This window comes from Pseudomonas sp. 5P_5.1_Bac1 (genome assembly GCF_025466015.1).
In the GTDB taxonomy this organism is placed as follows: domain Bacteria; phylum Pseudomonadota; class Gammaproteobacteria; order Pseudomonadales; family Pseudomonadaceae; genus Aquipseudomonas.
Map to the genome: position 1 here is coordinate 52,942 of NZ_JANLNX010000117.1, position 14,802 is coordinate 67,743.

Annotated in this window: 12 protein-coding genes; 5 read left to right on the plus strand and 7 right to left on the minus strand. The window is 56.5% G+C overall.

The genetic code is table 11. The features are described from left to right. Positions 1-29 precede the first annotated feature (29 nt). Positions 30-950 (minus strand): glutaminase B, encoded by a 921-nt coding sequence (glsB, locus tag NTD82_RS27815; protein WP_262131034.1) that lies wholly within the window; start codon positions 948-950, stop codon positions 30-32. A gap of 145 nt (positions 951-1,095) precedes the next feature. Here glsB and NTD82_RS27820 point away from each other — a divergent pair, with 145 nt between their 5' ends. Next, positions 1,096-1,329: a hypothetical protein gene (locus NTD82_RS27820; protein ID WP_262131035.1), complete on the plus strand. Its 234-nt coding sequence runs from the start codon at positions 1,096-1,098 to the stop codon at positions 1,327-1,329. A 273-nt stretch (positions 1,330-1,602) separates the two neighbouring features. On the opposite strand, the gene NTD82_RS29530 is transcribed toward NTD82_RS27820, so the two are convergent. Next, entirely contained in the window at positions 1,603-1,761 is a 159-nt protein-coding gene (locus NTD82_RS29530) for a cellular communication/signal transduction (protein WP_371864276.1), read from the minus strand. Between the two features lie 327 nt (positions 1,762-2,088). On the opposite strand from NTD82_RS29530, the gene NTD82_RS27830 reads away from it, so the two are divergent. After that, positions 2,089-2,457, plus strand: coding sequence for a hypothetical protein (locus NTD82_RS27830; protein ID WP_095155304.1), 369 nt, complete (start codon positions 2,089-2,091; stop codon positions 2,455-2,457). A 168-nt stretch (positions 2,458-2,625) separates the two neighbouring features. Here the strand turns inward: NTD82_RS27830 and NTD82_RS27835 are convergent, their stop codons facing one another. From NTD82_RS27835 to NTD82_RS27855, 5 genes are all read right to left on the minus strand, one after another. Beyond that, positions 2,626-2,907 (minus strand): hypothetical protein, encoded by a 282-nt coding sequence (locus NTD82_RS27835; RefSeq protein ID WP_262131037.1) that lies wholly within the window; start codon positions 2,905-2,907, stop codon positions 2,626-2,628. Between the two features lie 327 nt (positions 2,908-3,234). Continuing rightward, positions 3,235-5,976, minus strand: a complete 2,742-nt coding sequence (locus NTD82_RS27840; RefSeq protein ID WP_262131038.1) for a restriction endonuclease — start codon at positions 5,974-5,976, stop codon at positions 3,235-3,237. A gap of 609 nt (positions 5,977-6,585) precedes the next feature. Then, positions 6,586-8,997 carry a TonB-dependent siderophore receptor gene (locus tag NTD82_RS27845; RefSeq protein ID WP_262131040.1) on the minus strand — a complete coding sequence of 804 codons (2,412 nt, stop codon included), beginning with the start codon at positions 8,995-8,997 and terminating at the stop codon, positions 6,586-6,588. A gap of 121 nt (positions 8,998-9,118) precedes the next feature. Continuing rightward, positions 9,119-10,108 (minus strand): FecR domain-containing protein, encoded by a 990-nt coding sequence (locus NTD82_RS27850; protein ID WP_262131041.1) that lies wholly within the window; start codon positions 10,106-10,108, stop codon positions 9,119-9,121. Continuing rightward, positions 10,095-10,610, minus strand: a complete 516-nt coding sequence (locus NTD82_RS27855; RefSeq protein WP_262131042.1) for a sigma-70 family RNA polymerase sigma factor — start codon at positions 10,608-10,610, stop codon at positions 10,095-10,097. The genes NTD82_RS27850 and NTD82_RS27855 overlap by 14 nt, the downstream gene beginning before the upstream one ends. A gap of 198 nt (positions 10,611-10,808) precedes the next feature. On the opposite strand from NTD82_RS27855, the gene NTD82_RS27860 reads away from it, so the two are divergent. The 3 genes from NTD82_RS27860 to NTD82_RS27870 all read left to right on the plus strand — a co-directional run bounded on the left by NTD82_RS27860 (position 10,809) and on the right by NTD82_RS27870 (position 14,788). Then, entirely contained in the window at positions 10,809-11,345 is a 537-nt protein-coding gene (locus NTD82_RS27860; RefSeq protein ID WP_110968817.1) for a sigma-70 family RNA polymerase sigma factor, read from the plus strand. Continuing rightward, on the plus strand, positions 11,342-12,289 hold the full coding sequence (locus tag NTD82_RS27865; protein ID WP_262131044.1) for a FecR domain-containing protein: 948 nt from the start codon (positions 11,342-11,344) through the stop codon (positions 12,287-12,289). Before NTD82_RS27860 ends, NTD82_RS27865 begins: the two co-directional genes overlap by 4 nt. An 81-nt stretch (positions 12,290-12,370) precedes the next feature. After that, positions 12,371-14,788 (plus strand): TonB-dependent siderophore receptor, encoded by a 2,418-nt coding sequence (locus NTD82_RS27870; protein ID WP_262131046.1) that lies wholly within the window; start codon positions 12,371-12,373, stop codon positions 14,786-14,788. Positions 14,789-14,802 lie beyond the last annotated feature (14 nt).

Sequence of the window (14,802 nt, forward strand, 5' to 3'; positions counted from 1 at the left end):
GCGGCACTATCGCTTGATGTCACGGCCGCTCAAGGCACCGCCGAAAACACCGATCCGGTCATGCGTTCGCTCAGCAATTCCAGCGCGCGCAATCCCGCCAGCGAGTTGCCCGAGGCGTTGAGCGCGGGCGACCACACACAGATGCTGTAGCGGCCCGGCACCACCGCGACGATGCCGCCGCCCACGCCGCTCTTGCCCGGCAAGCCGACGCGGTAGGCGAAATTGCCGGCCTCGTCGTACAGCCCGCTGGTGGCCATGATCGCGTTGACCTGTTGCGCCTGGCGCGGGCTGAGCACCTGTTCGCCGCTGTGCGGGCAGTAACCGCTGTTGGCCAGGAAGGCAAAAGCGCGGGCCACATCGACGCAGTTCATGGACAGCGCGCAGTGGTGAAAGTAGCTGCGCAGCACCGCCTCGACCTCGTTATGGAAGTTGCCGAACGCCTGCATCAGGTAGGCCATGGCGGCATTGCGCGCGCGGTGCTGGTATTCGGAGTCGGCGACCAGCGCATCGCTGACGATGCGCGGATTGCCCGCCAGGCGGCGGACGAAGTCGCGCATCGACAGCGTTGGTGTGGCATAGCGCGACTGGTTGATATCGCAGATCACCAGCGCCCCGGCGTTGATGAAGGGATTGCGCGGTTTACCTTTTTCCACTTCCAGCTGCACCAGCGAATTGAACGCCTGCCCGGAAGGCTCGTAGCCCAACCGCGACCAGATCGCCTCGCCGCTGTGGCCGATCGCCTGGACCAGGCTGAACACCTTGGAAATGCTCTGGATCGAGAAGGGCGTGTGCGCATCGCCCGCGCAATGCACCTGACCGTCCAGGCCGTGCACGGCGATTCCCAACTGGTCGGGTTCGACCTGGGCGAGGGCAGGGATGTATTGCGCTACCTGGCCCTGGCCGAGCAACGGGCGGACCTGGTCGAGGATGTCTTGCAGCAGTGCTTGCATCGGGAAATGCCTGGGGTGCGGAGGTGTGGGTTCAGACGATGGTGGGCGGGAATGGAGCACATTGTTGGTGGTGCTGACGCAAATCGACCCCCTGAAGGGCTTCGGACAATTGCACGATTACACCCTTCATGAAAGGACAGAAACTATGAACGACCTGGAACTTCTGGCGCACCTGAAAGCGCATGAGACTTTTGGCATCTCGATGGTTCAGCGGATCGCGTTGTTTGGTTATCAACGGGCGGTGGACACGCTTGAGCGGCTTGAAGCGCAGGGGGTTATTGAGCGGGATGAAGCGACTTCGCTGTGGAAGTTGGTGAGCAGCGGGGCCACCGTTCACTGCCGGCAACGGCCCGGTGAAGCAGGCATACCTGAGGGCTGAGCCGGCAGGGCGTTCGGGGTTAGGTAACCGCCTTGTGGGCTGGGGCATGGCGTCGGCCGTAGTGGTTGAGCGTGGGTTACGGCATTTTCTATGGCAGCACCCTGGCGTCGGCTCAGCACAACCTCTGGTGCACAGCCTTCAGCACCGCTTCGATGTACCAAGTTTCGACGCCGATGGCGACTGCTTCGCCGGGATCAAGCACTAAATCGGTGAGTGGCAGTTTTGGTGCTGAGCTGCCAATCTGATGCGCGTGACGCCAGATAGACGCGAAGGCTAGCCCTTGAGGCAGGGCGTCAAGGTGTCTTCCAGGATGGTGATCAGTTCGGGGTCCATGTAGCGGTAATCGTCGGGAATATCCAAGACATGAAGCCGTTTGTGTTCAAGCAAGCGTGAATACCCTGCCTTCAGCCGCTGCAGGTGTTTACGTTTCATGACGAATATGACTTCGGCCCAGTAAATGTCAGCGGGGCCGACGGTTTTACGTGCGTTCGGGCTTGTGCCTGCCGAGCGGGCATCAAAACCAGGGCGGCGGCGCCACAGGTTCTCCGCAGTAGGGCTACGCCACTGACATACGGCTGCAAATGAACAGAAGGCCAGTCCGCTAAGGGTTGTTAGCAGCCGGTTGTGGATTGCTGCTTTCGACCCAAAGTAGACCTTCTTTAAGGGCTGCTACCGGCCAGAAGCGGACTGTAGACAGATAGCTGCTGGCATTCCTACGCTGGCATTCTAGTGACTACACAACGCTAAAAAGGAACATTCATGTTGGTCATTCAAATTGATCGGGATAGCGTGCATGCAGGGGATGATCTGGAAAGTCATAGGACATCAATCAGGCTTGATCCAGCAGTAACACTGCGCGCTTTGTTCGAAGCGATCCAAGGTATGGGTTACCTGCCTGGCATCAGTGGAGGCAAGGCGACGTGGATTATTTGTTCGTCAGGCAAGCACATAGGTGTTTTAGCTCAGCAATGGCCAGAAACTAAATTGCTAATCCCCGCCGAGAGCTTCCTGAGTCAGTATTTTGGGGATACCGAACCTCGCCTTCTGTTCAGATATTGGTGCCAGGCAGATCCAGACCATGTCTTTTCACAGATCAAAGCTGGAAATGAACCGCCGTCTCGATTTTAGGACTGGCGGGGGCTACTACTGATCAAGAAGCTGAAATGTCTGCTTTGGGTTGTGGCGGCCTGTTGCAAAGGTGGGCTACCGATCTATAGCTGCATCCTTTCGTTATCAGAATCAGGTCGAAGGCTCACACCGATAAGCCAAAGTTTTTCGTACACCACCTCGAATTCTTCACCCAATTCCTGTTGGATGGATTTCAGTAGCGGCGGCCTCGTCAAATCTTGCGTAATCATCTGCACTCCAAGGGCCGGGATCAGGTGGGTAGTCCCAGTTCAGCGAGGTGTCATGCCACTGTGAAAGCTCGTTAAGCATTGCCTGGACTTCGTTACTGAGTGGTAGCCTCTCTTCAATAGGCCCTACAGAAAATTTATCCCGGGCAATATTGTTTCCACACCAAAGGCAACCGCCGCCCCATTCGAACATTAAGCGAACTCGATAGCGTTCTGCCCTCATCATTGGGCTCCATTTTTTGTGGGTACATGGTGCGCACAATAGCGCTGGCAAAGATATCCACGCTAGGCAGGCAACTGTTACGACAGCCAGCAATTGGGTCGATTTCGGCCCGTCACGACAGGCGGAAAACGGCCAGAAGCGGACTGTTGCCCAATAAATAAATCTGTCCCCTATTCCTGCTTTCTAAAGAAAAGCTTAGGGTTATAATTTGTCGGCTGGTAAGAGTTGGTTTCAACGAAAAGAGAGCGGATCTATTTTCTGAAAATAAAGCCGTTCCCTTTTCCTTTTTTTATTCTCCTTTTATTTGATAGTTAATGATGCGCATTTTTACTTGGCCCGTCCTGGTGGCTCAGGTATTAGAGATGAATCGATACCATCCTTGACCCAGCTCGACCATTGTTTAAGGCTATTACCATTTCTTGATTTGGAGGCATCAGTCCAAGGCATTTGATATTCAGAAGAAAGGAAATCACCTAGTTCCACCCCGGTAATGTTAGGATTTTGAGAAAGTTTTTCGATGCATTTTGCGATTGCGGGTTCATTTTTCGCTAAGGACCATACGGCGGCACTGCTTCCGCCTAACTTATTAATAGAACCGAGGTTTGGCTTTACTTCATTGTTTTCTTTGGTTATAAGATCAAAGCGATCAAGGATGAAAATAGAATTTCTATAACCTTTTTCTATTAAATCGTTAATCGTCAGGACGTTGGCTTTGAGCAGTTCGAGTGCCTCGCACACACTTGCCGGTGATGCCATAGCCGAAAATACAACGCCTCGTTGCCTACTACTACGCCTACCCAATTCTGCTGCGTCAGCTACGGATGCTCCTGAATCTTGTACTAAAAGCTTATTTCCAAGTTTGCTAAGAAAACCTGTAACCATCAAGAGCTTTATTAGCCGGTTAGAGTAGATTTGCCAGGTTTTTTCACTATATTGGCCATTTTTTATGCATGTTTTGAGGGCTTTGGTTATGTCGGAACTGTTTATCACTTTGCCGGCGCTTGATTTGTAAATGGCGATTTTTAAAGAGTGCTTGCCGAGCTTTTCTCGAAACCGCTCCATCATTGAGTATTCTTTGTCCTCTAGATCTCGATGAAGCTTGAATTTTACGTTTTTTCGCTCTGCAATTCCGAACATGACTAAGTCGGCGCCGATGTTCCATACTGTACGTTCGTTAAGCCCTGACTCATTCGCAATGTCTATAGATTCGGTGAAATTTGTTTCATTCAGCTTGGTGGCAACTTTGTACATTGAAGAAAAGTCGGATGTGGGTATGTAGTTAAATGGTATTACTGGGATGGCGCCAGTTAGTAAGTAGTCTTTAAATATATCCCAATAAATGTTGAGTCTTGATCCGCTTTTAATGATTAACCGTTTGTGAACCAAACTGTTCACAATCCCGACGCCTGATATTTCGATGACTTCTCCCCAGTCGGCTGGTGCTTTTTGAGCGACTAGCTTAAGGCATGAGTATTCTTGAGGGGTGAGATTTTCGATGTCGTTTTCAAATAGTCTGCTTACATCTAATTCGACTACTAAGGCCTCCCCGTCGGTCTCTTTTTTCATGTTGTCGTAAAGGTTTATGCATAGCTTTTTTAGTAGCCAAGGAAAGCCTTGGCTACTATTGGAGATTTGGTGTCTTATTTCGACAGGTATTTTTTGGTCTATTTCTTTTTCGAATGTAGTAATAGCTTTAGAGATTTCACCATTCAGAAAAACGTCTAGCTTATAAACTCTTCGGTGATCAGATAGGTCATGCCACATGTGGTATGCAGGATGATCATGCTGTGTCGTACTATCAGTCTTCCAAGCAAATCCTAACGCTAAGTTAGCTTTGTATGCGGCTACCTCTAGCATGAGGTCCTTCGCTGCGTTGAAAATTCCAAAAAGTTCTGGTTTTGAGTATAACTCCTCAAATTGGTCGAAAACCAAGCAGACGATTTGTTTTTTCTGCTTTAGAGATTCCAAATAACGAGCGATACTGCCAGATGCGAGAAGTGATGTTGGATCAGTCAGTTGAAGCTCTATATCGTCACCAAATCCTGCATCTTGTGCGCTTTTAAAACAGCTTAGCAGCGAAGATGCAATATAGGAGGGAGTCGCTGCGCCACGAATATCAATTGCGTAGGTGAAAAAGCGTTTTGCATAAAATTTATTTCTTGTCCTAGATCTGAGCTTGGCGATTAGCGAGCTTTTCCCCAGTCCCGAATTTCCAGTTATTGCAAAGACGCGCGTGTCAACCTTGTTTTGCTGAATAAGGCTTAAGAAATTAATTATGTCTTTTTGGGTGTTGTCTCTGCCGACGAAGTCTTGCGGCCGTGCCGGTCGATAGTCATCCCACGAGTCTCCAGTTTGAACTTCTACAACTCTAGGAAGCTTACTGTTTTCGCTAGCTGGTATTGTTTCATTATTGATGTCTACCGTTAGATCATATTGTGCGAGGCTGCTATCAAGTCTTGAGATATTGAGTATGGTTGCTTCATCAGTTACACGTTTTGACGTAACTGCGTTGAAAAGGAAGGCACCACATGGGGCTCCACCCTGTAGTGCATAGGCAACCCAAAATCGTCCGTATGCTGTAACTAGCAGGAACCAATCACCGAGCTTCTCCTCGCCTCCTGCAATTTCTATGGCCTCAGAAATTGGCTGCTTACATATAATTGAAGAACTTTGTAAAGAATCAATCACTAGTTTTGGTGTGTAGAAGCTAAGTTTAGAACCGAGATCTTGATTTTTTTCCCGCCATTGTTCTGCAAAACCCTTCGCTTCTTTTCCTAGTTCGGCGGTGCTTATTAGCCATCCCTCAGCGTAATCATATGCTATTACTGTCCCTAATAGCTGGCGAAGGATAGGTGCTGAGATTTTTTCTTTTTGTGCTTTGCATTCTACATAGATGGTTTTTCCACTAACTCGATGCTTGCAAAGTAAGTCAAGCTCCGCGCCAGTAATTCGAATTTCTTCAATTACTTCATAGCCTTGAGCAATAAGTAAGTCATTTGCTAAGTTTTCTAACAGGTCACCCTTAGCTTTAGTGCTGTCGGTTTCTTTGCAAGCTACTTCGATTTTCAAAAATCTCTCCTTAATTTTTTCGAGTGGCGACCGATATCGATTGGTAGGGATGATGACCTATGGCCACCATCTGGGCAAAGAAAAATTAGGTGCTCATTTCTCGTTCGAGAGGCGGGGTTGTGTTCTATAGAAATCTGTATGGACCGCCATGATGATTCGGAAACCAGAATCGTCGGCCCAAGAGTAGGTTTCAGAGCTAGGCTCTGTACGAAAAGTGAATCGCCCCGAGTTTCATAGATGCTTTCGAGCCTCAGGGATACCAGCCCAGTCCCAGTGAGACTGTCCGCTTTTGGCTGATGGCGGACGGTCATATTCGACGTTATCTCCGCTATCTGTCAGGCGCTAGTATCTGGGCGTGAGGTGCCGTTAGTCCTGCACGTTGCAGACTTCTGCGGTCTTGGGAGAGGGGCTGCGGTCGCAGCGACCCAGTGGTGGGCTTAACTTCACTACCTACCTTGCGGAAGCGAGCGCTCGAAACCAAACTCATGCTTTTTCGCGCTACCGGCGCGCAACAACCCGCTGGAAAAAAACACATTTATTCCGCCGATTGACGGCCAACCCGACAGTGCCCGCTACCCAGCGGGCACCACTTCCTTCCGGGAAAACACCCTACCAGTTGTAACTCACCTTGGCCGTAACCTCCCGACCCGGGTTGTAGAAGTTCGCCGTGCCGGAACCCACCACGTGTTGCTCATTCAGCAGGTTGCTGACATTCACGGCCAGGTCGGTGCCTTTGGCAATCCGGTAGTTGAGGGCGGCGTCGAACAACGTGGTGCCATCGCTTTTGTTGGTGTTGGCCGCATTCAGGTAATAGGCGCCGACGTAGCGCGCGCCGAGGCCAACGCTGACGTCAGTGCCGGGCACGCTGTAGTAGCTCCACAGCGAGGCGGAATGCTTCGGCGCGGTGGTGAACTCATTGCCCTTGAGGGAACTGCCGTCGTACAACGAGCCGCGCAGGACTTCGGACTCCATGTAGGAGTAGCCGCCGATCAGGCTGACGTTCTGCGTCACTTGCGCCTTGGCTTCCAGGTCGAGGCCGCGGACCCGCGACTCGCCCACTGTTTGTTGCTCGATGATGCCGCTTGGCAGCACCACGGCGATGGTGACGTTTTCCTGGGTCAGGTCGTAAATGGCTGCGGAGAACAGCGCGTCCATCCCCATGGGCGAATACTTCACGCCCACTTCGTACTGCCTGCCCGTTTGCGGTGTCACGCCAACCTGAGGCGGCGAGACGGATTCCACCATGCTCACGTAGGTGGAAACCTCATCGTTGACGATATAGGTCAACGCGCCGCGGTAGGAGGTCTCGGAGAAGTTGTCCTTATCATCAAATTGCACAGGGCTGGAGAACTGGTTGTAGCCCTTGCTGGACAGTTTCATCGAGTCGTTGCGCACACCGGCGGTGACGATGAAACGCTCGTAGAACGACAGGTTCTGCTGGAGGAATACCGCCTTGGTGGTCGCCTCGCTCTTTTTCGCGGTATACGGCGTGAGTGCGCTTGAAACGCCAGTGAACACCGGGTTGGCGATGTCGATTGAGGACGCCAGGTCGTAGACGGAGCGCTCCTTGGTCGACGAGTCGAGATATTCCACGCCCACCAGGGTGCTGCTGTCGATGTGCTCGAAGCGGGCATCGTATTGCAGCATCAGGTTGCCGTTGAACTGGTTGGCGTCGCTGTCCGTTCCCAGCAGGTAGCGGGGAATCGTCGTGCCGACACGCGAGGCGTTATCGCTCAGGTAAACGTAGCCATAGTCGTCGGTCAGCTCGCTGTAACGCAGGTTGCTGCGCAGCACGAAGCCGTTGTCGAAGTCATGGGTGACGTTGCCACTGAGGCTGGTGCGCTCGACATCGTGAAAGTTGTAGCTGGGCTCGCCATAGAAGTCGCTGCGGTCGTATTCCTTGTCCAGCGGATAGCCGCCGCTGTTGGGCGAGCTTTCGGTTTTCAGGTAGTCCAGGACCAGGGTGGCCGAGGTGTAATCGGTGGGCGCCCAGGTCAGGCCACCCATCACCAGCCTGTTGTCGTCCTGCGAGTGGTCGTACTCGCGGTCGCTGTTTTGCACTTTGGCGGTGAAGCGGCCGGCCACGGTTTTATCGTCATTCAGGGCATCGCCCACATCGACGCCTGTCTCGATATGGTCAAAGGAGCCGTAGGTCACATAGCCCTGGCCAAACTGCTCGAAGCGCGGCTGTTTGCTCACGAAGTTCACCGAGCCACCCGGGTCCGCCGGGCCGAACAGCGTGGAGTTGGCACCACGCAGAATTTCGATGCGCTCATAGGCGAAAGGGTCTTCGCGTACACCGCGCATCGAACTCAGGGTCAAGCCGTCGCGGTAGGTGGTGGCCTGGAAGCCGCGGATCTGGAAGTAGTCGTTGCGGTCGTCCGAGCCATAAAAGTCGCTGACCACGCCGGGCGTGTAGAGCAACGCTTCTTCCGTGGTGCTGACGCTGCGTTGCTCCATTTCCTTGCGGGTCACCACCGACACGGATGCGGGCGTGTTGAGAATGCTGGTCGCCACTTTGCCACCGACCCAGAGTTCCTTGGCGACCACCGAGTTGGTGTCGTCGTCGGCATTGACCTTGACCTTGGCATTGACGATCAGGGGCGCGAGGCGGAAGTCCTCGACGTCGGTGGCGCCGAGTTCGAGCGGGCCGGCGGCCTTTGGTTGAGGGGTCAGCAGGTAGGCATTCGGGCCTTGCTGCTCGATCTGCAACTCGCTCCCTTGCAACAGCGACGACAGGGCTGCCGCGGTGTCGAGAGTGCCGTTCACGCCCGCAGTGGTGCGGTTGGCTACGCTCGCCGCATCGAAGGAAAGGCTGATGCCAGCCTCGCGGGCAAAGCGGTCAAGCGCCGGCGCCAATGGGCCGGCCGCGATGTTCCAGTGCTGGACCTGATTGCGTGGCTCAGCGGTTGAAGACTGCGCCAGCGACGGCAGGGCGTAGCTGCTGACGACCAAACCCAGTATCGCACTGCGTAAGGCAATATTTAACGGATGGCGCTGTGGAACCGGGGACGAACTCATTTTCTCGCTCCATGGAAGGGTATTGGCAGACTGGCCTGTGTTTCGGCCTTCCTTACAGGTCGAGCGAGAATGAGAAATTCCCTCATTTATTTTTTCAGCCAAGAGAAAGGAGCAGTTGGACTCAGCCGGCAGCGCTCAATGTCACCCAATAACGGGTCCGATAATCAACGCGCAGACGCAGTGACTGTGCGACCAATGCCAGGACCTGATCGTTGTCGGCGAGCTGAAAGGTGCCGGAGACCCGACGATCAGCCACCGCGTCGGCGCAGCGCAAAACGCCTGGGCGATAGCGCGACAACTCCCCGATAAAATCACCGAGGCGCATATCGCGCGCGCTGATCACCCCGTCGCTCCAGCTCCATACATCGAGGCCGTTATCCCTGAACTCACGGGCGCCATTGGCGGTGAACAGCAGTTGATGTCCGGCCTGGACGCTGCTGCTGCCGCTGCCGGCAAGGGTGTGGCTGGAGCCAGGAAACACCGTGACCGCTCCGCCCTGAACAGCGAGCAGGGTGCCGTCGTCACGCTCGCGGGCGAGGAAGCGGGTGCTCTGGGCGCGCATGATTCCGTCGCGTGTTTGTACCCAGAACGGTCGCGTTTGCGCCGAGTGTTCATCGGCGCCGACATTCACGATGATTTCACCCCGTCGCAGAATGACCAGGCGGCGCTGGGCGTCGTAATCGCTGTCGACAGCGCTGTCGCTATTGAGCTGGATAAGGCTGCCATCATCGAGATGGACATGCCGTTGTTCGCCGGTGCTGCTGTGCTGTTGCGCAAGCATGGCCGGCAGTGGCGTGTAATCCCGGCCGAGCCAGGCCGCGCCGCTGACAGTGGCTAGCAGGCCCAGCAGCTTCAGGCTTTGCCGTCGACGCATTCCACGGTGGGTGCCATTGAGGGTTTGTCGGGCCAGTTGGGCTGGAATGCCGGCGAATTCATCGCCAAGGGTTTCCACCCGCTGCCACGCCAGCAGATGCTCCGGGCGCTCGAGCAGCCACTGCTCGAACGTGCGCCGGGCGTGCTCATCTGCCTGATTGAAGCGAAGGCACACCAGCCAGTGGATGGCCTGGTCGACAATCGCCGGATCCAGCGCCTGCGGGTCACTCTTCGACATAGCGCAAGCGATAGCAGTGTTGCAGGGCCTTGGCCAGGTCGCGTTCCACCGTCGCGCGGGAAACACCGAGCTTTTCGGCTATTTGCGTACAGCTCAAACCGTCGAGCTGGGCCAACAGAAATGCCTGGCGAACTCTCGGCTTGAGCTGATCGAGCATGCGGTCGACCCGCTCGAGCGCATCAAGAATCAGCAGCCGGCTTTCTGCCGAGGGCACCTCTTGTTGAGGCAGCAACGCGATGCTTTCCAGGTAGGCGCGCTCGAGTTCGCGACGACGATACTGATCGATCATCAGCCCGCGGGCGATGCTGCTCAAATAGGCACGGGGTTCGCGCAAGGGGCTTGATTGACGGGATTTGAGCAGACGCACGAAGGTGTCTTGCGCCAGATCCGCCGCGTTTTCGCGACAGCCAGTGCGTCGGCTTAGCCAGCCGTGTAACCACGAGTGGTGGGTGCGATACAGCAGCCCCAGCTCTGCAGTACCTACTGTGTCGTCGCTGCGCATCGGCATCCCGGAAAGTACATGATTGATAATTAGTCGCATTCTACTCACGCCAATGGGCGTCACGCAAATGCGCGGTGCCCAGCGTTTGCGGAGGTCAGCCCGACCTGCTCACCGGCCGTTGTCAGTGCACCGGCACGTTGCTAACATTTGCGACTCATTACCGTCTGCATTTGCATCTAAATATCAGGAAGTCTTCCAATGGATGGCGCATCGTCGCGCGAGTCGGTATTGCATCGCGATTTCACGGTTCTCTATGTCGATCACCATTCCTGGCTGCAGAACTGGTTGTATCGGCGTATCCGCTGCCGCAGCGATGCCGCCGATCTGGCGCAGGACACCTTTCTGCGTCTGTTTCGCACGTCAGCCACGCCGCTGGCGCCGGACCTGCGGCAGCCGCGAGCCTATCTGGCGACGGTGGCCAGGCGGCTCATGCTCAATTTGCACCGGCGGCGTTCTGTCGAAGAGGCCTGGTTGCAGACGCTGGCTGAATACACCGAGCAAACCGGGCTGTCGGTCGAGGAGCAATGGCTGATCCGGGAAGCGCTGCAGGCGGTTGACACACTGCTGCACGGCCTGCCGCCAGCGGTGCGCCGGGCGTTCCTGTTGTCGCAACTCGACGGCCATACCTATGCCGAAATCGCCCAGATGCTGAATGTCACGGTGCGGACCGTGCAGCGGTATCTGACCCAGGCGATGGAGCAGTGCATGGTGCTGGCGATGACCGAGGCGTTATGAGCGAGGCACCGCTGGAGCAAAGCGTGGTTCGCGAGGCGGCGCGCTGGTTCATCCGCCTGCACGAGGCCGGGCCTGATGCCGCGCAACGAAAGCGCTTCGAGCAGTGGCGCAGCCAGCACCCCGATCATGAACGTGCCTGGCAGCTTGCCCAGCGTGTCAGCCAGCAGTGGAAGGGGATTCCGGAAGGTGTCGGAGTGCGCACGCTTGATCGCGCCGACCGACTGAGTCGCCGCGCCGGACTCAAGGCCCTGATACTGCTGATGACTGCGGGGCCTGCCGCGCTGATGGTCTGGCGTCATGCCGACTGGTCGGCGGACGAGCGCACCGTGGTCGGCGAGCAGCGACAGATCGACCTTCCCGATGGCACCCGTCTGAACCTGAACACCGGCAGCGCCGTCGATATCGTCTTCGATGCCCAGCAGCGGCTGATCCGCCTGCGCTCGGGAGAAGTGCTGGTTTCCACGGGGCGGGATCCGCTCAACCGGCCGCTGCGGGTACAGACCGGGCAGGGCGGCGTGTATCCCGTCGGGACGCGTTTCAGCGTGCGCCTTGAAGAGGACGACAGTCTGGTCTGTGTGTTTGGCGGCGCGGTCGACATCTGCCCGAACAGCCGCGCCGAGGCCACCCGCGTGAGCGCCGGCAACCAGGCCCGTTTCGACAGCCAGGAGGTGATGGCTGCGCAGCCGCTCGTGCCCGGCAGTGATGGCTGGAGCATGGGCGTGCTGCGGGTAGAGCGCATGCCGCTTGCGACGTTCACCCGGGAACTGAACCGTTACCGGCCCGGTTGGGTGCGCTGTGATCCGCAGATTGCCGACCTGCTTATCAGCGGCGCCTTTCAATTGAGTGATACGGATCTGGTGCTGAGCGCCGTGGCCCGGGCCTTGCCGGTCAGTGTGGTGTACCGGACGCGCTATTGGGTCACGCTGCAGCCCCGGTCGGTCTGAAAAAAGTTTCGTATCGCCTGTCCTGTTTTTCAACGCTGGCGTGTCCTTTCAGCAAACAGGTCTTATCGATACGGAGCGTTCATGGGTTTTTCATCTGGTTATTCTTCCCTTGCCTGCGCGGTGCGCGGTGCCACGCTGGCGCTGAGCGTGCTCGCGAGCCCGGCGTTGATGGCGGCGTCTTCTCAGCATTTCTCCATCCCGGCGGGCCCGCTTGGGCAAGCACTTTCGAGCTTCGCGGCGACGGCGGGCATCAACCTCGCCATTGATCCTGCACTGGTGCAGGGGCGGCAGAGTCAGGGGCTGGAAGGCGACGTTGCGCTTGCCACCGGCTTCGCCCGGTTGTTGTCGGGCAGCGGGCTGCGCGCGGTGTCCCAGGGCGATGGCGTGTATGTGCTGGAGCCCTTGCCGCGCAGCGACGCCTCGATCGAGATCGAGCCGGTCGAGATCGACGCAAGCCGCCAGGCCCAGGAAAACGGTACAGGCCCGGTGGCCGGCTACGTGGCCCGGCGCACGACGGTCGGCACCAAGACCGATACCCCGATCAATGAAATTCCGCAGAGCATTTCGGTGATCACCCGCGACGAAATGGACCAGCGCGGCGTGCAGGATTTCAACTCCGCTGTGGCTTACACGCCGGGCATCCGGGTGCTTGACTACGCGGGCGGGCAGGGCGCGCCGGACATCTTCATGCGCGGCTTTCGCGCGTTCAACCTGTTCGGTATTTATCAGGACGGGCTGCGTTCAGGTTTCAACCAGTACGACACCAATTTCGAGACCTTCGGCCTTGAGCGCCTCGACGTGATCAAAGGCCCGGCCTCGGTGCTGTTCGGGCAAATGGCGCCAGGCGGGGTGGTCAACATGACCAGCAAGCGGCCGCAGGAAACGCCGATCCGCCATGTGGAAGTGCAAGGGGGCAGCTTCGAGCGTCGCCAGTTCGGGCTGGATATCGGCGACCAACTGGACAGCGCCGGCACACTGTTCGGGCGTGTCGTGATGCTACAGCGCGACAGTGGCACCCAGGTCGATCATTCACCTGACGATCGCACCTACATTGCTCCGTCGCTGACCTGGAAACCCGACGACGCCAACACCCTGACCCTGCTCACCAGTTACAACAAGACCAAAACTGGCGGTTCGGAACAGAGTTTTCCGGCAATCGGTACGGTGCTCAAGAGCCCCTACGGGCACATCGATCCAGATACCAATCTGGGCTGGAAGGGCAGCTATTACCACGTCGAGACCACCTCGATCGGCTCGATCTACGAGCACCTGTTCGACAATGACTGGAAGTTCCAGCAAAACCTGCGCTACATGCATTCCCGGGTTGGGTACCTTTCCAGCGGGCCGGATGTGGTGCTCAACGACGACGGTCGCACTCAGGATGTGGGGCTGCAGCACCGGCCGAAAAACAGCGACACGTTCATGGTCGACAACAACATCCAGGGCACCTTCAACACCGGACCGCTACAACACACGCTGATCGCCGGTCTCGACTATTCCCATTACAAAGCCGCAGAAACCCGCCGCAACGGTGACCCGGATCCCGACTTCGAAATGCTCGATCTGTACCGTCCCGTATATGGCGGCGGGGCGATCTGGTACGACCCGTTGCAGCGGGATGAGCGCAGCAAGATGCAGCAGATCGGCCTGTACCTGCAGGACCAGATCAAGCTGGACCAATGGGCATTGACCATTGGCGGTCGCGAAGACTGGGCCGAGGGCCATGAACAGGGCCTGTACTTCGGCACCGAAAAGACCGACGTCCGGCAGCGCGACCATAAATTCACCGGGCGTGTCGGGCTGGCCTACCTGTTCGACAACGGCATCACGCCTTACGCCAGTTACAGCACTTCGTTCCAGCCCAACCCGAATACCGATATTTTCGGCACGCTGTTCAAACCCACCGAAGGCAAGCAATACGAAGTCGGGATCAAATACCAGCCGCCCGGCTACAACAGCTCGGTCACGGTATCGGCGTTCGACCTGACCCAGAAAAACGTCACCACCGCAGATCCGCTCAATTCGGGCTATTCGGTGCAGAGTGGGGAAGTGCGTTCTCGCGGCATTGAAGTCGAAGGCAAGGCCAGCCTGACAAACAACCTGAATGTGCTCGCGTCATACGCTTACACCGATGCCCGGATCACTGAAGACACCAGCTACAAAGGCAACACCCCGCGGGCCATTCCTCGCCACGCGGCTGGCGTCTGGCTTGATTACACGATTGATGCGGGGATGTTCGACGGTGTTGGTGCGGGGATTGGCCAGCGGTACATGGGCTCTTCGCAGAATATCCAGAACACCCTGAAAGTCTCGCATTACACCCTGACAGACATCACGCTGCGCTACGACCTGGGCAAGGTCGGACTCACCGGCAGCAAGATTTCGATCACCGGCACCAACCTGTTCGACAAGCGTTATTTCGAGCCTGGTTTCTATGAGGATTCGGTGCTGTACGGAAATCGCCGTAACGTTATCGCGACGTTGAGTCACGACTGGTAAGGGGAGGGCGAGAG